Annotated in this window: 25 protein-coding genes and 2 pseudogenes; 22 read left to right on the top strand and 5 right to left on the bottom strand. The window is 64.7% G+C overall.

From position 1 onward, the window contains the following. Positions 1-61 precede the first annotated feature (61 nt). From A5728_RS14860 to A5728_RS10890, 3 genes and pseudogenes are all read left to right on the top strand, one after another. Positions 62-229, top strand: a pseudogene (locus A5728_RS14860) (transposase); the annotation flags it as partial. 223 nt (positions 230-452) lie between these two features. Continuing rightward, on the top strand, positions 453-1,886 hold the full coding sequence (locus A5728_RS10895; RefSeq protein ID WP_064847095.1) for an Eco57I restriction-modification methylase domain-containing protein: 1,434 nt from the start codon (positions 453-455) through the stop codon (positions 1,884-1,886). Continuing rightward, positions 1,883-2,818, top strand: a complete 936-nt coding sequence (locus tag A5728_RS10890) for a BsuBI/PstI family type II restriction endonuclease (RefSeq protein ID WP_064847093.1) — start codon at positions 1,883-1,885, stop codon at positions 2,816-2,818. The genes A5728_RS10895 and A5728_RS10890 overlap by 4 nt, the downstream gene beginning before the upstream one ends. Before the next feature lie 377 nt (positions 2,819-3,195). On the opposite strand, the pseudogene A5728_RS14855 reads toward A5728_RS10890, so the two are convergent. Further along, a pseudogene (locus A5728_RS14855) lies at positions 3,196-3,363 on the bottom strand (transposase); the annotation flags it as partial. A gap of 162 nt (positions 3,364-3,525) precedes the next feature. On the opposite strand from A5728_RS14855, the gene A5728_RS10880 reads away from it, so the two are divergent. From A5728_RS10880 to A5728_RS10860, 5 genes are read left to right on the top strand one after another with little or no spacing between them, the layout of a single operon-like run. Continuing rightward, positions 3,526-4,308, top strand: a complete 783-nt coding sequence (locus A5728_RS10880) for a ParA family protein (protein WP_064847091.1) — start codon at positions 3,526-3,528, stop codon at positions 4,306-4,308. 3 nt (positions 4,309-4,311) lie between these two features. After that, positions 4,312-4,605 (top strand): hypothetical protein, encoded by a 294-nt coding sequence (locus A5728_RS10875; RefSeq protein ID WP_064847089.1) that lies wholly within the window; start codon positions 4,312-4,314, stop codon positions 4,603-4,605. Positions 4,606-4,661: 56 nt separating this feature from the next. After that, positions 4,662-4,880, top strand: a complete 219-nt coding sequence (locus A5728_RS10870) for a hypothetical protein (RefSeq protein WP_064847087.1) — start codon at positions 4,662-4,664, stop codon at positions 4,878-4,880. A 4-nt stretch (positions 4,881-4,884) separates the two neighbouring features. Next, the gene (locus A5728_RS10865) at positions 4,885-6,618 is read left to right on the top strand and encodes a hypothetical protein (protein WP_064847085.1); all 1,734 of its coding nucleotides are present in this window, start codon (positions 4,885-4,887) and stop codon (positions 6,616-6,618) included. After that, on the top strand, positions 6,611-7,315 hold the full coding sequence (locus A5728_RS10860) for a hypothetical protein (protein WP_064847084.1): 705 nt from the start codon (positions 6,611-6,613) through the stop codon (positions 7,313-7,315). The genes A5728_RS10865 and A5728_RS10860 overlap by 8 nt, the downstream gene beginning before the upstream one ends. Here the strand turns inward: A5728_RS10860 and A5728_RS10855 are convergent. Then, positions 7,289-8,062: an MBL fold metallo-hydrolase gene (locus tag A5728_RS10855; RefSeq protein WP_064847083.1), complete on the bottom strand. Its 774-nt coding sequence runs from the start codon at positions 8,060-8,062 to the stop codon at positions 7,289-7,291. The genes A5728_RS10860 and A5728_RS10855 overlap by 27 nt on opposite strands. 435 nt (positions 8,063-8,497) lie before the next feature. Here A5728_RS10855 and A5728_RS10850 point away from each other — a divergent pair, with 435 nt between their 5' ends. Continuing rightward, on the top strand, positions 8,498-9,526 hold the full coding sequence (locus A5728_RS10850; RefSeq protein WP_058955888.1) for a hypothetical protein: 1,029 nt from the start codon (positions 8,498-8,500) through the stop codon (positions 9,524-9,526). On the opposite strand, the gene A5728_RS10845 is transcribed toward A5728_RS10850, so the two are convergent. Continuing rightward, positions 9,523-9,843, bottom strand: coding sequence for a helix-turn-helix transcriptional regulator (locus A5728_RS10845; protein ID WP_064847082.1), 321 nt, complete (start codon positions 9,841-9,843; stop codon positions 9,523-9,525). The genes A5728_RS10850 and A5728_RS10845 overlap by 4 nt on opposite strands. 167 nt (positions 9,844-10,010) lie before the next feature. On the opposite strand from A5728_RS10845, the gene A5728_RS10840 reads away from it, so the two are divergent. The 10 genes from A5728_RS10840 (at position 10,011) to A5728_RS10795 (ending at position 21,280) form a co-directional block, all read left to right on the top strand. Then, the gene (locus A5728_RS10840) at positions 10,011-10,229 is read left to right on the top strand and encodes a hypothetical protein (protein ID WP_058955886.1); all 219 of its coding nucleotides are present in this window, start codon (positions 10,011-10,013) and stop codon (positions 10,227-10,229) included. 4 nt (positions 10,230-10,233) lie between these two features. Further along, complete coding sequence (locus A5728_RS10835) at positions 10,234-10,692, top strand: hypothetical protein (RefSeq protein WP_058955885.1); 459 nt, start codon at positions 10,234-10,236, stop codon at positions 10,690-10,692. Continuing rightward, positions 10,689-13,580 (top strand): ATP-binding protein, encoded by a 2,892-nt coding sequence (locus A5728_RS10830; protein WP_064847081.1) that lies wholly within the window; start codon positions 10,689-10,691, stop codon positions 13,578-13,580. Before A5728_RS10835 ends, A5728_RS10830 begins: the two co-directional genes overlap by 4 nt. A 15-nt stretch (positions 13,581-13,595) precedes the next feature. Next, on the top strand, positions 13,596-15,743 hold the full coding sequence (locus A5728_RS10825) for a hypothetical protein (protein ID WP_064847079.1): 2,148 nt from the start codon (positions 13,596-13,598) through the stop codon (positions 15,741-15,743). Between the two features lie 3 nt (positions 15,744-15,746). Further along, entirely contained in the window at positions 15,747-16,487 is a 741-nt protein-coding gene (locus A5728_RS10820; protein WP_064847078.1) for a hypothetical protein, read from the top strand. 3 nt (positions 16,488-16,490) lie between these two features. Then, positions 16,491-17,750, top strand: coding sequence for a M23 family metallopeptidase (locus A5728_RS10815; RefSeq protein WP_064847077.1), 1,260 nt, complete (start codon positions 16,491-16,493; stop codon positions 17,748-17,750). Positions 17,751-17,775: 25 nt separating this feature from the next. Then, positions 17,776-18,675, top strand: coding sequence for a hypothetical protein (locus A5728_RS10810; RefSeq protein ID WP_064847075.1), 900 nt, complete (start codon positions 17,776-17,778; stop codon positions 18,673-18,675). Positions 18,676-18,948: 273 nt separating this feature from the next. Further along, entirely contained in the window at positions 18,949-19,575 is a 627-nt protein-coding gene (locus A5728_RS10805) for a hypothetical protein (RefSeq protein ID WP_064847073.1), read from the top strand. Then, a complete protein-coding gene (locus A5728_RS10800) occupies positions 19,572-21,065 on the top strand; it encodes an FtsK/SpoIIIE domain-containing protein (protein WP_064847071.1) in 1,494 nt (497 codons plus the stop codon). Before A5728_RS10805 ends, A5728_RS10800 begins: the two co-directional genes overlap by 4 nt. After that, complete coding sequence (locus tag A5728_RS10795) at positions 21,062-21,280, top strand: hypothetical protein (protein WP_064847069.1); 219 nt, start codon at positions 21,062-21,064, stop codon at positions 21,278-21,280. Before A5728_RS10800 ends, A5728_RS10795 begins: the two co-directional genes overlap by 4 nt. 66 nt (positions 21,281-21,346) lie before the next feature. Here the strand turns inward: A5728_RS10795 and A5728_RS10790 are convergent, their stop codons facing one another. Next, complete coding sequence (locus A5728_RS10790) at positions 21,347-21,793, bottom strand: hypothetical protein (protein ID WP_156523452.1); 447 nt, start codon at positions 21,791-21,793, stop codon at positions 21,347-21,349. A 76-nt stretch (positions 21,794-21,869) separates the two neighbouring features. Next, on the bottom strand, positions 21,870-22,331 hold the full coding sequence (locus A5728_RS10785; protein ID WP_064847065.1) for a hypothetical protein: 462 nt from the start codon (positions 22,329-22,331) through the stop codon (positions 21,870-21,872). Positions 22,332-22,450: 119 nt separating this feature from the next. Between A5728_RS10785 and A5728_RS10780 the strand changes: the two genes are divergently transcribed. Genes A5728_RS10780 through A5728_RS10770 form a run of 3 tightly spaced genes read left to right on the top strand, consistent with a single transcriptional unit; the run spans position 22,451 to position 23,545 of the window. Then, positions 22,451-22,861: a hypothetical protein gene (locus tag A5728_RS10780; protein WP_156523451.1), complete on the top strand. Its 411-nt coding sequence runs from the start codon at positions 22,451-22,453 to the stop codon at positions 22,859-22,861. Then, positions 22,854-23,309 (top strand): hypothetical protein, encoded by a 456-nt coding sequence (locus tag A5728_RS10775; RefSeq protein ID WP_064847056.1) that lies wholly within the window; start codon positions 22,854-22,856, stop codon positions 23,307-23,309. Before A5728_RS10780 ends, A5728_RS10775 begins: the two co-directional genes overlap by 8 nt. A gap of 26 nt (positions 23,310-23,335) precedes the next feature. Beyond that, a complete protein-coding gene (locus A5728_RS10770; protein ID WP_156523450.1) occupies positions 23,336-23,545 on the top strand; it encodes a hypothetical protein in 210 nt (69 codons plus the stop codon). Positions 23,546-23,617: the final 72 nt, after the last annotated feature.

Below are 23,617 nucleotides of genomic sequence, written 5' to 3'. Positions count from 1 at the left end.
GGGACTGCTGTACGGATAGGTGACACCGGACCTGGCTGACCCGCGCGGTTGGCCTGGAAGGATGATCACCGTGCCCAAGCCCTACCCTCAAGAGTTCCGTGACGACGTCGTGCGTGTCACGCGCGCCCGTGAAGCGGGCGTCCCCCTCGCTCAGATCGCCAAGGACTTCGGCGTCCACGAGATGACGCTGCGCAAATGGATCCGCCAAGCAGACATCGACGACGGCAACCGTCCCGGGAAGACCCGTGAAGACTCCACGGAGCTGCGCATCGGGATCACCACCTGGATCGAGCGCACCTATCATCGACGCCGCCGACAGGCCCGCCTGGGCCGATTGACCCCCATCGAATACGAGACCATCATGAACCCGGCCGTGAGCCTCGTGGCCTGACACCCCAACTGTCACCTGATCGTGCGGCAGCCCCGTCTGAGCGACTTCGTAGACTCATAGGGTGTCCCTTGATCTGAGCTTTGCAGAACAACGTCGCATCTCCACTGCCGGAAGCATCACTGCTGAAGCCGGTCAGGTTTTCACGCCGAGAGTAGCTGCCATTCTGCTGGCTTCGATGCTGGATCTGCCCGACCCTAAACGCCTCCGGATTCTTGATCCCGGTGCCGGCACTGGGATCCTAGGCGCAGCATTGGTGAGCCTGATTCGTGAAGCACGGCCTGGCACCTCTGTAGAGCTGGTCGCAGTGGAGCGGGACTCTCGGTTGATCCCAGCACTAGGTGAGACGCTGCATGAGGTCGACTCCTTGGCGAACGTGAGTGCTTCAATCATCGAGGCTGATTATCTCCTCGACGAGTCGGGCTTGCTCGGAGGCCATGAAGCACTGGACGACCCATTCGATCTCGTGATCATGAATCCGCCCTACAGCAAGTTGGCTGCCGGTGCGCCCGAACGACTAGCCCTGCGTCAGCTTGGTGTCGAGGCGCCGAACCTCTATGCGGCGTTCATGGCTCTGGGGTTGAGTCAGCTTCGGCCCGGTGGACAGCTAGTGGCTATCGTCCCGCGCTCCTTCATGAATGGCACCTATTTTGAGTCGTTCCGCCGCTTCTTGCTGAACCGCTCAGCGCTGCGGCGCATTCATACTTTCGAGTCACGCAACACCGTGTTCCGGGATTCCGGAGTGCTTCAAGAATCGGTGATCGTGACCCTGGAAGCAGGCGGAAAGCCAGGGCCTGTAGACATCGGGGTGTCACTGACCAACGACCCTGTCCCGCACCATTACACGGTCGATTATGAAAAGGTGGTCCTGCCAACTGACGTGCACAAGTTCATTCGGATCCCGGATGAACATGGCGAGGACATCCCGGCGGACAAGACTCTGGCGGAGTTGGGCCTGTCGGTAGCAACGGGGCGCGTGGTGGATTTCCGTGCGCGGTCTTACTGCCTGGAAAACTCTGGAGATGAGACGGTTCCTCTTATTTACCCGGGCAACTTCAACAGCGGAGTTATTACCTGGCCGCGGGGCATGAAGCGTCAGAAACCGCAGCACTTCGATGCCCGTGATGACTTCTCCCGAAAACAGGTCCATGCGCCGGGCCGATACGTCGTTGTGAAGCGGTTCTCGGCAAAGGAGGAACCTCGACGCGTAGTAGCGGCTGTTTGGGATGGCGAAGGACCTGTCGCTTTCGAGAACAAGACCAATGTGATCGGTCCTATCCCTGATGCGGCGGTCGCTATCGGGTTGTCTATCTGGTTGAACAGCGGGCCATTGGACCGGTTGTTCCGAACCTTCTCCGGGCACACTCAAGTGAACGCCGGTGATCTCCGGGCGCTGCCAATCCCTGACGAGGACACGCTGAGGAAATGGGGGTGTGACCGTGAACCTGAGCTACTCGGTCAGGATGAGATTGACCGAATAGTGACGGAGGAAGCATGAGCAAAATTGAAGAGGCCCAGGAGATCCTGCGCACTCTCGGATTTGACCGGGAGCGTAGCAACGAACGGGCGGCTCTCATCTTACTTGCTCTGGCGGATATCCGGCCGGACTCATCTTGGAATGATGCTACGAACGAGATGTATGGAACGCGCGCGATCATGGACTTCATTCGTGATGTATACGACGTGGACTACGCCGCAAATACTCGGGAGACAATTCGCCGGTTCACCCTCCATCAGTTCAGTGATGCGTTACTTGTCGAACAAAACCGAGATCAGCCAGACCGCCCGGTCAACAGTCCCAAGTGGAACTATGCGATCCACCCAATGGCTTTAACGGTTATCAAAGCCTACGGATCTCCTCAGGTCGACGAGTTAGTCGCGGAGTATTTGGATGACCGCCCCCGTCAGATCGAGACCTACGCGGCAGCCCGTGAAATGCGCCGAATCCCCGTCACGCTCCCCGAAGGCAAAGCGCTCACGCTGAGCCCAGGCGGGCAGAACGTACTGATCAAACAGATGCTTGATGAACTGTGCTCCCGGTACACACCAGGCGGAGAGGTGTTGTACGTCGGAGACGCGGACCAGAAGTGGGCGCATTTTGATCAGAAGCGCCTCAAGGATCTTGGCGTAGAGGTGGATTCGCACGGCAAGATGCCGGATCTCGTGGTGTACATGCGGGACAAGAATTGGCTGGTTCTCATGGAAGCTGCCTCCTCCCACGGTCCTGTCGATGCTAAAAGGTACGGCGAGCTGTCCAAGTTGTTCGAAGGAAGCACCGCCGGACTGGTGTACATTTCCTGCTTCCCGGATCGCAAAACGATGCGGAAGTACCTTGCGGACATCGCGTGGGAGACCGAGGTGTGGTGCGCTGACGCACCAAGCCACATGGTTCACTTCAACGGCGAACGGTTTTTAGGTCCCTACGACTGAACCTGCAAAACTGCGCCGCAGCACGGTTGATTGCGACGCAGGAACCAACCATCTCTGGCATAGCAGGGTTCCATCACCCCATCAGGATGGAGCCCTGCCAGCTCATCCCTTCGGGGGATGCGGATCATTCCCGTAGAAATTCCGTTCCCCGATGATGCCATCCATATTCTTGATGATGTGCGGGGCTGCCGCACGATCAGGTGACAGTTGGTGTGTCAGGCCACGAGGCTCACGGCCGGGTTCATGATGGTCTCGTATTCGATGGGGGTCAATCGGCCCAGGCGGGCCTGTCGGCGGCGTCGATGATAGGTGCGCTCGATCCAGGTGGTGATCCCGATGCGCAGCTCCGTGGAGTCTTCACGGGTCTTCCCGGGACGGTTGCCGTCGTCGATGTCTGCTTGGCGGATCCATTTGCGCAGCGTCATCTCGTGGACGCCGAAGTCCTTGGCGATCTGAGCGAGGGGGACGCCCGCTTCACGGGCGCGCGTGACACGCACGACGTCGTCACGGAACTCTTGAGGGTAGGGCTTGGGCACGGTGATCATCCTTCCAGGCCAACCGCGCGGGTCAGCCAGGTCCGGTGTCACCTATCCGTACAGCAGTCCCAGGCCCCTAAGAATCTTGGTGGGTTGACAACTTAGTGAGTTCATAGTTTCCTAGGATTCAAGAAACCTAGGAAACTAGAGGACTAGAGGAAGGGTCACGACATGGCTCCCTGCACCATCGCGTTCGGCAATCTCAAAGGCGGGGTGGGCAAGACGTCCATCGTGTTGGCCTGCGCGGAAAGCCTCGCCCGCAGTGGAAAGCGTGTTCTGGTCTGCGACCTGGACCCGCAGGGCAGCGCGTCCATCGTGCTCGGCGCGGAGATCACCGACGAGCAGATCACGATGTACGACCTCCTCAAAGCCAACACCCCTGGAAGCATCGGCGATGCGATTGCCCCTACCGAGTGGGGGGAGGCCATCGACGTTGTGCCCGCTGACTCCACCCTCGCGGTGTTCGCCGACGAGAGCCTCACCGCGGCCGAGCATCGGCTAAAGGTCGCCATGATGGGATCTGAGGCTCTGGACAGCTACGACTACGTGCTGCTGGACATGCCGCCCTCGCTGGGGCGACTGACCCTGAACGGCCTGGTAGCCGCCGACTCGGCGGTGGCCGTCACCGTCCCCGAGGCCCTGGCAATCAACGGGGTCAACGAGTACCTGACGACCATCGAAGAGGCCCGGCACCCCGTGCTCAACCCGCATCTGACACTGGCGGGTGTGGTGACCAACATGGTCGATTCCCGTCTGGGGGAGCACCGCTATCAGCTCGACCAGATGCGTGAGGCGTGGGGGGGCGATCTTCTCGCCCCCGTGATCCCCGCGCGTTCTGCGGTCAAGGATATGGCTTCCACTCGAACGCCGCTGACCAAGACTGGCAACCGTGGTGCGAAGGCCGTCTCCGAGATGTTCGACCAGCTCACCGCCCACATCGTGAAGGAGAAGTAGCCGATGCCCGCGAAACGACACTCCACGGCCCAGCCCGCCCCCAAGATTCAGAAGCAGCGCCCGCAGTCCTACATCGAGAAGACCACCGCTCCGGCAGAACTCCCGGCGCCCCCGGCCAGCTCCACTGGCCGACGCAAGCGGAGAGTGCCCCGTGAGCCGCTGTCCACTCGTGTGCCCGTCACGCTTCGTGATCGCATGTACGACTACGAGGAGAGCACGGGGACGGGCGTGCAGGCCATGGTCGAAGAAGCGCTCACGGAGTACCTGGAGAAGCGGGGCTTCGGTGAGACCTCCTAGCGCCCCCGCGGGCAGAAAACGCAGTGATCCAGTGAAGGCGGCAAGGAGAAGAGATCGTGGCTGAGCAGCGTGAATCAGAGAAGCGGTGGGCGCGGGTAGAGGACGAAATCGACCGGGACACCGAGACGGTGGCCCTGAACGTGGAGATCCCCAAGAGCCTCAAGCGTGAAATCGCCATCGAGAAGGCCCGAACGGGGGAGAAGTACAAAGACCTCACCGTGAGGGTCTGGCGCGAGTACCTGCGCCGCCAGTACACCTCCGCCGAGAAGGAGTAACCCCATGCGCCCGATCCCCTGGAAAGTCGAACCCCTGCCGACGCTGTGGATGAACCCCACCACCGGATACGCGGTGGACACTAACGGCCGGAAGATCTCGCCCGTCATTCGCGGCCGCCGCAAGCGCCCGATCCTCGAAGACATCCTCAACACCGCCCAGGTCACTGGGATCAAGCGCATCGTCCTCGTCGGCAGCATCCCCGGCCGCGAGCGCAACGGGGACCACTGGTTCCAGCAGATCGACAGCCCGGATTGGGCCCAGGGGCGGCATTGGCTGGGGTCCAGCTCGTCTCCGGTGGGCCGGTACTTCCACAAGACGCAGAATCGGGAGAACCCGCGTGAGAAGCCGTTCGAGGTGTCTCTGGCCTCGGCGTGGTTCGGGGATGTGCGGTTGAGCCATGAGCAGGCGCGTGAGGCGTGGGAGCTGACGCAGAACGCGGTGGTGCGCTCCGAGGAGTCGTTGCAGGGGTTGATGAAGTCTCCGGCGACGACGGGGCTCCAGCTGTGGGCGCAGTCGTTGCCGCGGAATTTGGAGCCGGCGATCTTGGAGGATGACATCGCCGAGGAGATCCACGCGACCTCGGGCCAGCACCACATGGAGCATCTGGTGGCTGGGCCTGGGTATGTGGAGCATGAGCTGTGTGTGCCGCTGATGCATCAGGTACGTGGGGAGGCGATGCCGGAGTTTTCCTATATCGACGGCCGGTTCATGTACGCGGCGTGCGGGTACAACCTGGGAGTGGGGCCGGCGCAGCGGATGCGGGGGAAGGATGCGGAGGATCTGTGGCTGTCGGAGGATCACCGTTTCCGCCGGGTGGGGCAGTTTGTGCCGGCGCGGTACTTGGTGCGGGTTCGGGTGCCGGAGGACTGGAGATCTCTGGGCATCCTGCCGATCAAGCACACCCTGGAGAACGGTGCGCTGACCTGGGTGTACCCCAACCGCCCGGGGGCGGTCTTCGACGCGTGGGCCGGTAACGAGGAGCTGCGGGTGGTGGAGGAGTTCGGGTGGCGCATCGAGCGGTTCCACGAGGCCATCGTTTTCCAGGACAAGCGCCCGGCGCTGCGTGGGGAGGCCCGTGCGGTGGAGGCCCGTCCGCTGGACACCTTCTGCAAGCGTTTGGTCAACGCCCGCGAGGCGGTGTCGAGTCTGGGGGAGAACCAGGGCTACGCGCCCGCGGTGGTGGATGCGGCTTCTGGGGCCATCCGGCAGATGATGCTCCAGGCCATCGGTGCGTTCAATTCCCGCGGCAACGTCTCCACCATCACCGTGGATTCCGCCTGGGACGTCCCGGAGCAGTACGCGCACAGCATGCGCCAGGTGGGCGACAAGTTTGTCTACGAGGAGCCGGCGCCGTTGCGTGATCGTCAGCGGCCTTTCTATCACCCGGAGCTCTCCTCGCAGGTGTGGTCTCGGGCCCGTGCCCGGGTGCTGCACGGTCCGATGGCCCAGGGGCAGAAGCGTGGTGCGTTGCACGTGGACCCGTCCACCCTGATCGGGATCAACGGTGATGCGCTCTACACGACGGCGCTGCCCTCATGGTGCCTGCCGGTCGAGAAGGGCGGGCTGGACGACGGTGCCGTGGGCCGGTTGCGGTTGAAGGGTTACCTGCCCGCCGGTTCCCCCGAGATGGCCTTGCCCACCACCGTGGAGGCGCGTCTGCGCCTGGCGCGTCGCGCTGAGGCTCACGGGGTGGACGTGGCGGCCGCTTCGGAGACGCTGGAGGTGTCCCATGGTTAGGAACGCGAAAGAGCTGATCGAGCTGCTGGTCGAACGTGGCATGAGCCAGACCGAGATCGCCGAGGAGCTGCAACGCGACCAGTCGTTGATCTCCCAGGTGCGCCGCGGGAAGAAACCGGGTGCGAACCTGGTGACCACCCTGGAGGAGATCGCCACCACCGGGCGGGCCACCACCAGGCCCCAGCGGCGGCAGACCTCGCACGGGGTGGCGCGCATCCGCGGGAAGAAGGGCCAGGAGGCCGTGGTGCCCCCGGACGCGCCGCAGCAGACCGGCACGCGCCGGAAGGTTCGCCGGCGCGTGGAGGTGCCCTCGCGAGGTTCGTACCGCAAGGACACCGTGTACGGGCGCGGGGTGCGAACGGTGCGTATCGACTTCCCCCGCACTAAGGGCTCCAAAGGCAAGGAGCGCGCCTGGGAGGAAGCCAGCAAGAGCCTGACCTCCATTGCTCGGAAGAAGTGGGGCCGCAAGGAGCTGCCCGAGAGGCGGGTCTACATCACCGCCACCTACGAGGACGGGTCGAAGGTCGATTTCGGCTCCAAGGGCGGCTACCAGCCCCACACCGTGCTCGGGGGCCTCGGGGAGAACGACGGCGACGTGGAGAAGTGGCTGAAAACCCAAGGACTCCAAGGCCGCTACGCCGACTTGGACCCGGACGCGCGCATGGTCTCGCTAGAGATCAACGGGTACGTGCGCTGAGCGCAGCCCCTCGCGCACCGCGGCCATCGGCAGCGCCGGGCCATGCCCGGGAGCCAACACCTCCGCCTGCGCCTTGCACAGCCGCCGCGCCGCCTGTGTCGTGGCCTCGCAGTCGTCCTGGAACGCGGCATCGAGCAGCTGGGCTCGCCCCGTCACGGGGGAGGTGGGATGGGCGGTGACCACGGCATCGCCGCCCACCAGAACCGGGCCCACCCGGAAGCTGGTGTGCCCCGGGGTGTGCCCGGTCGAAGGGATCACCACGGGGTGCCCCGGAAGATCTAGAACCTCCCCAGCGCGCGCGGCGAAAGGGCGCAGCTGAGTCGGCCGCAACCGCTGCGAGTCGAGGCCCCCAGCCTCCACCGCGTGATGAACCCAGGCCCCCCACAGCGGCGACGCAGCGGCCTTGGCATAGGCCGTCTCCGGGTCGATCTGGCTGGGCGTCTCCCCGGTCGCATTGCCCAGCTCCGCGGCCGCGCACCACACCGGAACCCCGTGAGCAGCCAGCCGGCGGGCAGCGCCCACATGATCCACGTGGGCGTGGGTGAGCAGCACCGCCTCGGGAAGCCCCCGAATGCCCGCGGCCCGTGCTGAGGCCATGACCCGGTCCACATCCCCCGGATACCCACCATCCACCAGCAACCAGGACTTTCTAGTGCCGACGACAACCCAGTTCGAGGCTGGGCCCGTCACCAGCGCGAGACCGGAGTCAAGTACATGGACGTTCTCGTGCGTATCCCAGGAAGTCATGCATTGACCCTAGTCAAGAGCGTTTTTGAGGTTTTGGAAGGACTCAGCCACAGCGCGTGCATTCAGCAGCCACCGATCCTGGTACGCGGTCACGAACTCCCAGGTCTGCAAGGCAGAAAGAATCTCGGAGACACGGTCGATCGGAAGTGAAGTCGCCTCAGACAGTTCGGAGGCACAGGCCCAGCAGCAGTCAGACATTGAGCGCAAGATCGCCAGAGTCTCCGAGCAGGCCAACAAGGACAGGACAGGGGCGGGGGCACGAAAACGAGTCGTAGGCACAGCGAGCTACCTCCAGGTCAGTGGGCACAGAAGTACCCACGTTCGGGACAGCAGCTCGGGCATCCGCCCTGCACGGCTTCTAGCGGAAAACGATAACGAGGGACACTTTTCCATGCAACCGACAAGTAACGTGAACCCTCCTAAGAAGGAGGACTGATGACGCATCACTGGGTGATCGTGGATACCGACCCTGAGCATCACACCATTCGGCTGCTTCAAGTCGGGAATATGCGATACCCGGGAAAATCCGTGCGCAAGAACCTCCCGAAGCACCTCCGGTACGCCCTGCACCAACACCTGGAAAACGCAGCCTTCCAGGGGCAAGCCTTCGATGATGTAGAGGTGATCGAGGGGAGGCGGCAGCGGGTGTACGTCGAGCCCGTGTGCTCCCCCTACTCAGGGGTGCCGGTCGGGGCCTACGGCATCGTTGTGCCCGTCGAAGAACGATTGCCGGTCAAGCCTCACGTTGGTGCTCTGGAATGGCGCATCAGTGACCACCGCGAGATCTACTGGGACGAATCCCTCGTGGCGCTCTACAGCATGCACGAAGCGCACATGGAGCACGTGCCCGGTACCAACAAGGCCGTCTACCGGCCCTCCTCAGAGTGGCTGATTGGGTTCGTGGACGCAGCAGACCAGGACAAGCTCCAGCGGCTGATCGACGCCGCTGCCCAAGGGCCATTCCGGGGGATCGTCACGGTCAGCTACACCATCCACCCCTCTGGACTGCCCTCCCGGGTGGTAGAGCTGACCGCACGCAACACCCGCGGCGCTGATGGGACGACCATCTTTCTCGGGATGGTGCGTGAGGTACCCGAGCAGTTCGACCCCATCATTCCCGAAGCCCTGCCGGCACCAGCCGATCAAGCCGCGGCCTTGATCGAGCTGATGCCCGATGTGCCGCTGACGCAGATCCGCGCTGACACGGGCGAACTCGTACAGTCCTTCCCCAGCTGGGAGGATGCCGGTCTGGCCAGTCTGCATGAGCACGATGTGCGCGACCTCGTAGACCCCTCTCGCCATGGCGAGCTGGACCAGATTCTTGGCAACGCCGAGACAGAACACCCGGTCACCGTGATGCACGACGTGCCCCTGCGCTGCGCTGCCGAGGAGCAGATCACTGTGGACCTGTGGCTCAAACGCCTGGGCGGGCAGTACGTGATGATCCGGGTGGCTCGGGTCTAGTCCTCGTTGAAGATGTAGGCCTCTGGGGCAGCCATCAAAGAACGCAGCGTCTTCTCGCTGACTGAATACCGAATGGTGCGCCCCCGCCTGCGCTCCACGGGTAGGTCTGCCTCTACTACACCGATGCGCTCTAGCTCGGCCAGATGGTTGCCCAGCGTTGGATTGGCGATCCCCGTGGCCTCTGCGATGTCCACCCGCAGCGATGGGCCGTTTTTCTCTAGAAAACGCACCACCGACATCCGCGCCCTGTTGCCGAAGACAGCGATGAAGTGTTCAAGCTGTTCGGGCTGATCCGCGGGTCGCACAAGTTTCGGCATGGGTCCCATTTTGACCAACTTCCTTCCGGTTTGCGAGTGGAGACGACTCCATGAACACCCGTCCGGCTTCCATGGACTCTCTTATTGATGAGATAGTATCGCTATATTAGACTATCGACTGTAAACGAAGCCTCTCCCGTCATTAGGGAGCACACGAAGGAGACCCCATGTTTTCTGGACAGAGCGTTGCGGACTGGCTGCGCGAGAACATCATCATCGTGGAGATCATCATCCTGTCGATCTCCCTGTTCTGGGCCGCGAACTCGGGCAAGACCCGCGAGTTCATGCTGAAGCTGGGCCTGGGAATCTTCGCCATGGCGTTCCTGGCGATCGCCCTGAACTACGAGGCCGTGGGCGAGTGGATTCGCGGCATCCTGGGCGCCTGAGTCCATGAGGGTCTACACCGACGACGATCTGCGCAGGATCGACCGCACCTGGCTGGGGCCGCCGAACAAGCGCCTGCCCTGGGTGGCCACCTACCGCCAGTACGTGACCATCATCGTGGCGGGCCTCACCCTGTTCGCGGTGATGCTCTTCCTCGGCTTCCCCATGACCGAACTGGCCTTCCAGTTCGTGTGGTTCCTCCTGACCTACTTCTCGGTGAAGTCCTTCAACGCGTACTACCGCGACGACGTCGGCATCCTCGTCAACGGCATCACCGCCTACCAAGAGCTGTCCGTGCCCCGCGAGGATGCCGACGCCGGCTACTCCCACGTGCTGAGCCTGCACACCACCCGTTACTCGCCCGACCAATGCCGTCAGCTTGATCGCACCGGCCGAGCAATCATCGCCCAGCGCGTGAGCGCCTCACGCGCTCGCGGCTTCATGGATCGGAGACGCCAACGATGACCCTTACTGACACCCGCGCCACAGACACGGACGAGAGCACCCCCGCTGCGGAGGAGGGCTCCTCCGCAGCGCCCGAGAAGAAGAGCCCTCGCGAGCGCTTCAAAAACTTCGGCGACCCCAACACCGTGGCCCGCTTCGCAGGACGCGCTCTGGCTCTGATCCACGGCGGAGGCAAGAATGACCCGGACAAGGACGCCGCGCAGCGCAACGCCAAGCGTGCAGCCCGCCGTCGCAAGGACACCCCCGACCGGGACGAGCTGACCCTGGAGCTGCGCTCCACCATCGGCAACGTGACCCTCACCGGCAGTGAGGTCATGGTCTGGTATGTGATGGGGCAGCGATCCAACTCGTTTATGCCCGTGTCCCACGTCAACCGGCTGATCTCCGCCGACGCCCTAGCCCACTCCAAGCTCGTGGGCCGGCGCTGTCAGATCCGCATCAGCACCCGCCCGCACTCGGTCTACGAGTGGGCCGAGCGCACCTGGGACGACGCACGCCGCAACGGCAAGCCCATTGAGAACGGTGAGGACCAGGACGCATCGTGCTCCGGGATGCTCATGCGTGACCAGCAGCACTTGCGCCGCGCGAACTTCTCGGACAAGTGGGTGTACTTCGGGGTGCGCGTGGCCACCGCCCGCCGGTTCCCCAAGGACCCGCAGCGGGAGGTGGACGAGCTGGCCAGCGAGATCGCGGAGCTGAACTACGTGCTCGCCGGCTCCTCCCTGGCTGCCACAGCGGCCACCACCGAGGACATGGAGTGGCTGCTGCGCCGCTCCGTGTCCCTGGGTCTGCCGTGCGCGGCCATAGGGATGGCCCAGGACTACGAGCCCAAAACGGTCGAGCTGTTGCAGAACCGGGCACGCATGACCGGGGAGCCCTACGAGGGCTACGTGAAGGTGACCGGCACCGTGGAAGGAGAGGAGCGCCCGGTCACCCGCTACGTCTCCGTGCTGACCCTGGCGAGGTTGTCGGACCAGAACATCCCGGAGAACATCGACTCCGGGTGGATGCAGCGCACCGACGCGGTCTCCTACCCCGTGGAGTGGTCTGCGATCTTCGATGTCCAGAGCCCGACGAAGACGAACAAGTTCATCATCGACCAGATGAACAAGATCCGGGACCAGATGGAGCACTACGTCTCCGACCACAAGCAAGACCCCCCGGAAATGCTCAAACGCCAGAACGCCCTCGGCAAGCAGATTCAGGGTGAGATCCAGGGAGACCACGGCGGGCTGGAGGTCCGCACCGAAGGCTGGTACCGCGTGGCCGTCAGCGCCCCGACCCTGGACGCCCTGGACCGTCGCGTGGCGGAGATCCGCAACCTCTACGGTTCCAAGGCAGACCTGGAGCGCACCGCAGCACAGTGGCATGTTGCCCGCGAGTTCATCCCCGGTGAAGGCCTCCAGAACTCCGGCTTCTCCCGCACCATGTCCGTCAAGACCCTGGCCGCTGCCATCCCCCAGGGCACCGCCAACATCGGGGACAAGGACGGCGCCGCGTTGGGCTACACCGCAGGCTCTGCGCTGCGCGGCTTCTCCTGGAACATGCATCGCGATATGGAATCCCGTGACCGCTCCGGGCTGACCGTCATCGCCGCAGGCCTGGGCGGTGGCAAGTCCTACGTGCTCGGCTCGATCGTCTACCGCGCTGTCATGCAGGGCACCCGCTTCAACGTTCTGGACCCCTCCGACCGTCTCGGGCGACTGTGCGACCTGCCCGAGTTGAAGAACCGCTCGCGCTACATCAACCTCATGCGCGGCCGCAGCGGTGAGCTGGGCCCCTACCGCGTGGTGGCCGACCCCAAGCGCGAGCACTACGACACCGACACCGAGTATCAGCGCGAGATTTCCGCTGCCCGCGGCACCCGCCGTTCGCTGATGCGCGACATCCTGGAGTCCTTCATCAGCCCGAAGCTGCTCAACGACGCCGGGGGCGTGACCGCCTCCGTCATCACCCGCGCCTTGAAGCAGGTGGAGCCGGTGCGAACCTCCACCGCCACCGACGTGCTGGTGGCCCTGGAGAAGATCGAGGCCGGGGAGCTGGAGACTCAGCTGACGGAGGAGCATCGCATCCGTGCCGGGGACGTGCTGGAAGATCTGCGCCAAGCCGCAGAGACCCCCATCGGGCGCCTGATCTTCCCGCCCGAGGGGGAACCGGCCCCCACCGACGACGACCTGGACGTGGACGACAACTCGATGCTCAACGTCTACACGCTCAACGGCATCCGCATCCCGAAGGAGTCTTCGATCACCGCCGGTGACACCACCATCACCGAGCGGCTGTCCATGGCCGTGGTGCAGCTGGCTGCGTGGCTGGTGCAGTCGCGGATGTACGAAGGCGACCGAGCCGAGCGTAAGGGCCTGGCGATTGACGAGGGCAAGACGCTTTCGGCCATCAGCGCCGGCAAGACCCTCATCACCAAGTCCGCCACCGACTCCCGCAAGTTCAACGCCCGTGTGCTGCTCTCCTCCCAGGACGTGACCCACTTCGAGGTGGGCACCGGCAGCCCCGACGCGCTGGACAACCTCGTGGGCACCGTGTTCATCGGTCACACCGAGGGCGAGCGTGCCCAGCAGGCTGCCTTGCAGCTGATGGGGGTGCCGCTGAACCAGGGCTACGAGACGCTGCTGGGCCAGCTGCGCCCGGCCACCGACCGGCGCCGGGAGAAGTCGGATGCGGAGAAGGAGCAGATGACCGAGGAGGAGCGCGTGGCCGAGGCCATCGCCGACCGCCGCCACTTCATCTTCTTCGACGGTAGCGGGCACGAGCGGGTGGTCATCGACACCGACGCCCACCCGCACGTGAAGAAGGCGCTGAACTCGCGCCCCAAGTCGGACCTGGAAGCCGAAGCCGAGGCGGCTGCCGCCACCACGAGCACCACCGAGTAATTGGCAGGGGAGACCATGACCGCCACACTGACCACCACGACGCAGACCTGGGCTCTGCGGCTGCTGAACGCCGTGCAGGACAGGGCCTACCTCCTGGCCGTGGCCGCGCTCGCTGGGGTGCTGCTCGCCGTGATCTTGCGCGATGCGGCCTACGCCAAGTGCCAGCCCGAGGGGGTGCCTGATGCCGCCGGCTCGGGTGTGACCGGGCTGCTAGATCACCGCAGCGCCACGATGGAGGGAGACTCCCTTTATGGCGACTACGGCTACTCCGGGCTGACCTGGCACGCCTGCGACTTGGGCGGGCCCATCGCGGGCAACGAGTGGGCCGGTGACCCCGACGCGATGATGGACACCAAGATCGGCAACGCCGGTCTGGGGCTGGCGAAATGGCTGGCCGCAGCCGCCACCGGCCTGCACTCGTGGAACACGAACACCGGCACGGTGCTGCAACCGCTGGACGACATGATCGTGAAGCTCTCCGAGCTCACCCGCACGCTGGTGGTGGATCAATGGTTCATCATGTTCATCCTCCTGGCCGCGGTCATGCTCTTCGCCTGGTCCTTCACCAAGGAGGTCCGCAAGTCCATGATGACGGCCGGGGCATTCCTGGCCTCGGTGGGCTTCCTGGCCGTCGTGGGCACCGCGCCGCTGACGGTGGCCCACGCGATCGACGACGTCGGGCACAACGTCACCTCCACGGCGGACCAGAAGGCCCTGGAGGCAGCCGGCATCACGGCCGAGCCCGACGAGGCCATGGGGGCGATCATGAACGATCAGATCCTCTACCCCCTGTGGGCCAAGGGTGCGCTGGGCTCCGACGACCAGACCGCAGTCGGAGCGGACACCTGGGCCACCAAGCTCTACAAGGCCTCGGCCACCACCTACGACGAGACCGACGTGGACCCCAAGGACAAGAAGAAGGACTACGAGGACATCTACAACAAGCTCGGCAAGGGCGAGGACAAGCAGCTCCAGCAGTTCATGAAGGGCCAGGGCTACAACCGCGCCGGAGTGGGACTCGCCGCGCTGATCCAGTCCGGGCTGGTCTCCGCCGTGCGCATCGCCTCCGAAGCGCTGATCTTCGCGTCCAAGCTCATCTTCCGGTTCATCCCCATCATCGGCCCGATCTTTGCGGTGCTCGGGGTCTGGCACGTCACCCGCGGAGTCGCCAAGGAGGGCCTGAACATGGTGGGCGCGGCCGCCATCAACGTCATCGTGTTCGGTGTGCTGGCAGCTCTGCACACCACCCTGATCGCGTTCATGGCCAAGAACCTGGACTTCGCCCCCATGCTGTTCTTCTCCGCCATCGTCACCTACATCTTCTGGAAGTTCACCAAGCCCTTCCGCAGCCTCACCGAGATGGTCAGCCCCTCCTCGGTCAAGCAATCCATGCACGGGGCCTCCAATCTCAACCCCATGGGCATGGCGATGGGGGCGTGGGCGCTGCTCAACGGCAACCGGCCTGGCAAGCAGTCGGCCCCGGGCAGCACCCGGGATGTGAACGCTGAGGACGACACCGAGCAGCAGAACGAGGAGCAGAGCCCCCGCCGCCGGCAGCACACCACCCACGCCGGCCCCGACTACACCCCGGCGCTCACCGGCACTCCGGCCACCACGGCGCCGGCGCTGGACCCGGCCCCGGTCCCAGCGTCCACCCCCGTGCCCGTGGCCCACCCGGAGGCGGCGTACCCCGACGAGGCACCCACCACGCCTCGCCCCGCCCCGGCGGCCGAGCCGCGAGCGGAACTTTCCGCGGAGCCGCAAGCCCAGCAGGAGGACCGCGGCGGTAGTCACGCCGTGGACACCGCCGATGCCGAAGCGGCCAACCAGCGCCGGGACGATCACGGCGAGCGGATCATGGGCGACCGCATCGTGGCGGCCATCGACCGGGCTGCCTCCACTCACCAGGCCGCTCAGGCGCAGCAGGGTGCTCCTACCCCTGGGGTGCAGCGCGGGGAGGTGCTGGACGAGAACCAGGAGATCCCCACCGACATCGTGCGCATGGATCGGGACGCGAACTCGGGGGTCTACTTCAACCCGCGGGTGGACGCCACCACGAACACCGCCTTTAACCAGCACATCTTCGTGCCGGGCTCGCAGACCTACTACGAGCGCAACGACACCGAGTCCGAGACCGTCACCCGAGAGACGCAGGAGCGGTAAGCCATGAGCTACTTCAACGACAGCATCAAGCCGCTGGGCATCCTCCTCTTTCGGTACACGCGCAAACGCGCCGGGGCCGGTTTGCGCTGGGCGATGCGCAGCCCGATGCGCCTGGCCGCCACGGCTGCGGTGATCGTGGCCCTGGCGTTCGGGGTCCACATGCTCAGCAAGACCGGCAACGACAAGCCCAACGCTCACCCGGTGGCCTCCGCCTCCGCTACTGACGATGGGCTCACCTGGCGACAAGTCGAAGCCGGGCCCGTGGGTGCGGACGGCCAGCCCACCTCCGATGCGTCCCCGAAGGCCTCTGACTCGGCTTCCGAGAAGCCGTCCCCGGCCTCGTCGGTGCCTGCCCCGTCCAAGCCCAAGGTGAACCGCGCCAAGGCAGACTCCACCGCCGGAGCCTTCCTGCGCTCTTACCTCTCCCGCCGCGAGGGTGATGACCAGTGGAAGCAGTGGAGCGCTGAGCTGACGAACGAGCAGCTTGCAGATCAGCTCGCGGACGCGCAGACGGCCCTCGACGGTCGCGGCGACTCCACGGTGACCGCGGTGAGCGTGGGCAAGGCCCCGTTCACCGGGGCCCCGAAGGACACCAAGATCCGGTGGTCCCGTCCGGTGACGGCCACCGTCACCACCGAGACCGGCCAGCCCATCAAGATCACCTACGAGGTGACCGCGATGAAGGGCGACAAGGGGTGGATCATCACCGATGCCGTGGAGCGCGGCTGGACCGCGGCGAGGTGACCCATGCAGCTGCTCAGACTCAAAGGCCGGCTGATCGCCGCGGCGGTGTTCCTGGTCATCGGGCTGCTCCTGGCCGTGGTGATGGGCGCGGGCATCCTGGTGTCCATCCTCGGCGGCAACGAGAAGCAGAACCAGCTCAACCTGGAGCTGGCCGGTTGCACCGACAGCGTCAACTCCGGGGGCTCCACCTCCAAGGGCGACCCCAAGCCCCCGGCCGATGTCGCCAAGGAGCAGGAAGACATCGTGCGCTCCATCGAGAAGGTCGTCAAGGAGGAGGGCGTGGACGGGCGCGCGGTGCGGGTCATCACTATCGTCGGCTACGGCGAGTCCACCTTGACGAACCTCAACCGCGGAGACCAGGACACCGGCACCCGCAACCCGGATGGCTCCCTGGCCACCAGCTACGGCTTCCTCCAACAGCAGACCTCGATGGGCTGGGGCACCAAGGAAGAGGTCATGGACCCGGCCCACGCCACCAAGTCATTTCTCAACGGGGCCGGCGGCAACAAGGGGCTGCTGGACTTTCCCGGCTGGCAGGACATGGAGCCGACCGAGGCCGCCAACAAGGTCCAGAAGAACCAAGACCCGTCGCACTACGTGCAGTACTACAGCTACGCCGATGCGGTCATCAAACAGGCTGGAGTGGACACCTCGTTCTCGGGGAAAACGACCAAGGACGGTAAGGAAGCCAAGTCCAACGGCAGCGGCGGATCGGGCACGGGAGGCACGCTCAACGCTCTGGCCTGCAAGAAGGCCGACAAGTGGAACGGTGACCTCGGCTCCGGGGAGTGGACCGCTCCCTGCCCCGGCTGCCAGAAGGCATCGGACTATGGGCCCCGCTCCATCAACGGCGTGGACGCCGGCAACGGCGGCATGCACTACGGCGTGGATCTCTCCTCCCCCGGAGCGGGATACGGGGACGGAACCCAGATCATCACCCCCGTCGAGATGAAGGTCACCGAGCTGTACGAACCGGACGGCTGTGTTTTCGCCGTTGCCAACACCGAACCGAAATTCGGATTCGGTTTCTGCCACCTGAACAAGATCGACGTGCACGCCGGCCAAACCCTCAAACGCGGAGACATCATCGGCACCGAGGGAAACAAAGGCGACAGTGTCGGTTCGCTGTTCATCACACACCTGCATTTCGAGATCTACAAGCCCGGGGCAAACATGAAGGCTTGGTACGAGCACAAGGACAACATAAACCCCACCTCCATCCTTAAAAAGAAGGGCGCGTGGCCCGACAAGGCCAGCAAATAGACCCCCCAAACCGGAAGGACACACCATGCGCAAGACCACGAAAACCCTGATGAGCGTCACCGCCGCGTCCCTGGCCCTGACCCTGAGTGCATGCGGGGGAGGAAGCGCGCCGAAGGCCTCGGAGAGCGCCACACCCGAGGCGGCCAACCCGGTGCTGTCCGTACCGGAAACCACCGAGGACAAAGCCATCGGATTCAAGCTCAACCCGGGCAATGCGCCTGCGGGACAGAAGTACCACGTCGGGGTCTACACCGCCGGGGCCGGCAAAAACCCTACCGACTGCTCAGAGGAGATCAGCAGCACCGATGGGCAGTTTGGGGACGGGGAAACCTCTGGTGCGGTCCAGGTGAAAAAGCCGGGGAAGTATCAGTTGGTATTGAGCACCGAGGGTCACGCCTCCGCATGTGATGATCCCAATGGCGCCACCACCGTCAAGACGAAGCCGCAGGTGTTCCTGGACGGGAACATCAATGCTGATGGTGAGCAAACCCTGACGACGTCCCCTGGAAAACGGTTTGACGTTGCCGTGGTTCTGAAAGGGGATTTCCCTAAAGACACTAAGCAGCCTGTGCGCCTGACGGTCCACGGTCCCTACAGCACCGAACCCGAGCTGCGCGCTGCTGGATGCGGGGATGACAAGGTCGTCGCCTCGCAGACCGTGGACTGGACGGGCAAGGATCTCAACCGCGCCAACAACAGGTACACCTCGGTGCCCATGACTATCGAGGGCACCAAGGGCCTGTACCTGGTGACGGCTGAAAACGAGGAGACCGCAGAGGCCGCCTCGGCCACGACGGAGTGCGGCAACTACCAATCGGTGCTGAAGGTCTCCACCAAGGGTGCCAAGCAGGAAATTCCCAACGACAACCCCACGAGCACCGGGGAAACCAACGGCCTGACCGACAAGCAGAAGAAGGGGGAGTGAGTACCCGATGACATCCAGGTCAGCGATTCAGATGTGCCAGGCAGACAATGGTTTTCCCGTGCCTGCCAGTATGCGGCATGCATGCACCTCTGTTGGTGAACGCGGCGAGAATGCATGCAAGCAAGAAAGCTTGCGCAATCTAGAATCCCCCGGAAACAGTGGGCCAAACTGGCACTCTTTATATTTTTTGCTTCGCCTGCGGCGGCGGGCCGCCTTGCCAGAAGCAAATATAGGTGCCAGTTTAGCACACGGTGTCAAGGGGGGTGGGCTCAAATGACCACCGAATCTGCCGCCCCGCGCAGCTCGGAGGAGTCCCTGGGGCAGCGCGCGATGCGCACCTTCACCGGGGTCATTGGTGTGGCCGTGATCCTCTCCGCGGCCGTGCTGCTCAATCCCTCCTGGGGTGCCTGGACACGACTGGCCATCGTGCCCCTGGTCATCTGCTCGGTTTTGGCGGTGCTGGTCACCGTCGTACGGATCATGCTGCGGCTGCGCGGGTCTCGTACCTCGCGACTGGTGGCGGGTCTTGCCCCGCTGCTCGGGCCCTCGTGGGACGCGAAGCGAGACCTGCGAGCCTCTAGGTTTTCCCGAGGCCGCCCGCGGCACGTGAAGATCGACTACCCCGATTCCATCTCCGACCGCGACCCGGAGTGGCGGCGCCGTGTGGAAGAGATGGTGCGTCAACGCATCGAGGCCGAGAAGGTCACGAGCACCTGGGACACTCGCCGCGGCCGCGTGGTCATCGACGCCTGGACAGCCACCACGGAGAACGACCGAGAAGAACTCCAGCGGGAAGCTGCGCAGAAGCGCGCGCACGACATCCTGCGGCCGATGTTCGGCACCGAGATCACCGTGACGGTCACGGACTGGGAAGAGCCTGCGAAGGAGAACGCATCATGAGCACCACCAAGGAAGCCCTGCCGATGCCGCGCCGGATCGAGGTCAGCTACGGGGCGATGACCAAAGACTCGAACCCCATGTTCCACCGGCGGGTGGAGAGCACGCTGAACCGCAAGATGGGCGGGCGGTGGCGCAGCGTTTTCGAGCCGGAACGCGATGTGGCGATCTTCGAGCAACGCCCCGTCATGCCGTCACTGCTGCGCCACCCTGGGGCCGAGCTGTACCGGAATCCCACGACGAAGAAACCGACGCTGTACTACGGCAAGGACGAGAACGGGAAGCTGGTCGGGTGGGAGCTGAACGCCCAAACGGTTCACACGCTCGTGATTGGCCCCACTGGCGGCGGGAAAACGACCGTGCTGCGCTCGCTGGTCACCGGGGCTGTGTGCCACGGCATCCCGGTCTACGCCTGCGATCCCAAGCGCGTGGAGCTGCGCCCGTTCGAGGGATTCCCCGGCGTGGGCGGCATCGCCTCCAGCCCGGAGCAGATGGCGGACATGATCGAGCGGATGCACGCGCTGATGATGCGCCGCTACTCCGCAGTGGAGCACCGCAAGATCCAGCGCGATGACCTCGGGGAGATCCTTTTCATCCTTGATGAGTACGCGATCCTCAACCGGGTGCTAACCACGTTGTGGAAGAACTCCTACGACGAGGAGGAAGACGCCAACGGCAACGTGAAGCGCAAGAAGCGCACGGGCACCCCGATGTGGCTGGAGCAGATCTCCGACATCCTCGCCCTGGCGCGTACCGCGCGCATCCATGTGGTCATCGGAACCCAGCGACCCGACGCCAAGATGTTCGAGGGTGGTGCGCGCGACAACCTGCGCCACCGGATCTCGCTGTCCCGGCTCTCGGGCCAGGGCGCGAAGATGCTGTGGGACAACTACTGGACCGGCACCGACACCCCCCTGGTCTCTGGGCGCGCGATTGCGTCCCCGGACGGCTCGAACCCGATCGAGGTGCAGACGTTCTGGGTCGATGACCCGTGGGAGGCCAAGGCCGGCAGCGAGGATCGACGCATCCTGGACGAGATCGCGGATCTCGCCTCGGAGAAGTTCGTCGGATACGACTGGCCGATCTCCCGTGAGGACTTCGAGCTGTTCTCCCACGACGAAACGGTCGGCGAGACCACGGAGACCGAGGACGACGAGACGGAGGAACCCCTGCGGGCCCCGGCTGTTTCCGAAGAGGATGCGGACGAGGACGGAGACGAAGAAGAGGCCAAGTTCGCCACCACGGGTGAGGTCACCGAGCACGCCGAGGGCGGAGAGGACTTCGAGACCGAGGGAGTCATGGCCGAGTCGCTGTGTATCGGAGACCAAGTGCTGCTGGACTCGGGCAACTTGGCGACGGTGACCGAGATCGAGGACACCGACGACGAGCGTGTGCTGCTGACTTTGGACGAGTACGGCGACGTCTCCAGCTTGGACATCGAGGCCAGTGACCGCATGGAGCGCCGTGTGGACTACGGAGAGGACGAGGGATGACCACCACAACCGAGCACGGATTCGAGATCGAGACGGACACCGCCACCTACCGGGTGGTGCGGATCGTCAGCTGCCCTGATGCCTGGGCCGTGACCACATGCGGCTACCAGAGCGCGGTCATCGGCGGCTTCACTTGCACCACCGAGGACCGGGACGTGCTCGAAGCCGAGGCTCTGGGAGTAGTCCACGAAGCCGTGGACCACGACCAGCCCTAGGGCAGCACAGGCAGAAGGCGGGCCACCCCTCGGGGGAAGCCCGCCTTCTGCCTGCACGCGGTGGCCTCAGGTGCTTGGGGGAAACGACGTGCCCTCGAACGCCTCCGCAATCAGCCGATCCGCGCGCGCCAAGGCCCCCTCGGCGTCGGTGAGCCCCGCCAGCCACCGAGCACGGGCGGAGGGGGTGTCTGGGGTGGGACCGAGCCACTGGTGGAAGGCAGCGGCGTCGAAGTCGTGCAGGACCGCGGGGAGTTGCAGCACGCGCAGCCGGGCGTAGGCCTGGGCTATGAGGTGTTCATGGGCCTTCCACGGGATCGCGGGTCCGTAGGTGGCGATAAAGTCCAGCTCCTCGGGAAAGCGCAGCAGATACACGCGTTGGCCGGCGCGAGCGGTGCTCTCCAGCAGCTCCAGCTTGGAGTGTTGCCACTGGAGGGTGGTGTCCAGCAGGTCGATGACGGCCCGGGGCGGGGCGCCGGCGGGAGTGGTCCAGCGTTGGATCTCCGCTTCCGGCATGCGGAGGCGACCGGCCCAGAATTCGGTGTCTAGGCCGGTCGCGTCACAGAGAGCGCTGAACTCCGCGGACATGGAGCTATGCCACGTCCTCAATCTCTTCGGTCCCCTCGGCCTCGACGGCCGGTGCGGCTTCGGAAGCGGCGTCCCGGCTGGTGGCCTCGGTGATGGTCTTACTCGACAGCCTCAACCGGGAAGCGATGTCACGCACGGGCCAGCCGGTGTCCTTGAGCTCCACGGCGGCACGCAGCAAGTTCTCCCGCGCCTTGCGAGATGCAGTCTCGGCCTCCTGCTGGTGCTCGGCGGCCTGATCCACGAGCAGCTGGACGTCATCGGGCAGCTCTGTGCTCACCGTGAGGTCGACGCCCTCCTGCGTGGTGCCCAGGATGTCCGCGGCGATCTTCTTCAGCTGCGTGGTCACAGAGGTCAGGCTACGCGCCGTAGCAGGGGGCAGCTCGTGGCTGGTGGCGCGCGCGGTCCACCACCCGCCGGCCTGCTGAGCATCTGCGGTGATCGTGACGGTGTTTTCCTGGGTTTCCATGTTCGCTCCGTTGTCTGTTCTGGGTCGATCTGGGCTACCACGCGGTATCGCATGAGACCTAACCACTATATGATGAACTCGAACAACGATTCAATAAAGTGTTTAAACGATAAGGAGTCGTGATGGTTCCCGACCTGCTCATCTTCCTCGGAATCCTCCTCGCCGCCCTGGTCATCCTGCAACTACTCCTGCGCCGCAAATGGGTACGCGAGCGCGCCGAAGTGTTCACCGTGTTGGATGCCGCGTCTGACGCCCTGGCGGCGGAGCATCCCACCCAGCTCGCGGCACGTTTGAATCGGGTGCGCCGCATCGAGGCCGTCCACGTCGGCTTTTCGGAGCACGAGACGATCCGTGAATGCGATCGCGAGTCCGCCCGCGCTGATGTGATCCGGGCGCGGGAGGCAGCCGAGAAGATCCGTGCGGCCATGAGCGCCTGCGTGAAGAACCGGGTGGAGGCCGGTGTGGTCACCCCGGCCATGGCCGGGCATGGGGCTGCCAACAGCTCTGCTGCCGGGGGTGAGCATGAGTAAGGCTGCGCAACGCGCGGCAGTCTCGCGGGCCCGCCAAGCGCTTGCCACCGCGCTCCTGGCGTTCTCCTGGTTGGGAGGGGCTGCCATCGCGGCCAGTCTCTTGTCCGCTGGATACGTGGGCCCGGGTGCTTTCGCGCTTCTGGCTCTGGCCCGAGTAGCTGCCCGGCGCTACGAGGCCCGATCCAGCACCGCGAGTCACCGTTTCCCGTGGATCATCCTGTGGCTGATCCTCGATGCCGCCACCTTCCTCGGGGCCGGTGTTCTGGTCTACGCCGGTCTGGGTCTCACCCGCGTTGCCCTCGCCACCCCTCCTTGGTGGGGGAGCATCATCGGCGTGCTGATCCTCACCGCCGGCGTCTACGCTTTCGCGCCTCCCATCCGCTCCATCACGCGAACCACTCGGCGCTCGCGGGCGAGGGCCGCTGTGGGAGTCGGTGGGGGCAGTTAGGGTGAGCCGTGCCACACGCCCCCCCAGTGAAGGAGCACCTGATGATGTTGTCCCGATCGACTGACGCGCCTCCGTTCATCTCCGATCACTTTGTGACGGGGGTTTGGGATGGGGGCCAGTGGGGGCTGCATGTGGGGCTGGCCCTGTTGTATCTGGCAGTGCTCGGCGGGCTGATTCCGTTGGTGCTGGGATGGGTCCGCGATTCTTGGGATGAGATGGCGGGGTGGGTGCAGTGAAGCGCCCTGGGTCTGATGGAGACTCGCGCTATTTGATTCCGACCAGGTGTTCGCGGTCGGCTTGGACAGCAT

It is taken from the genome of Kocuria sp. ICS0012 (assembly GCF_001665945.1).
Taxonomy (GTDB): Bacteria; Actinomycetota; Actinomycetes; order Actinomycetales; family Micrococcaceae; genus Kocuria; species Kocuria marina.
The sequence above is the reverse complement of the archived record's forward strand: the minus strand, read 5'-3'. Positions and strand labels throughout refer to the sequence as shown.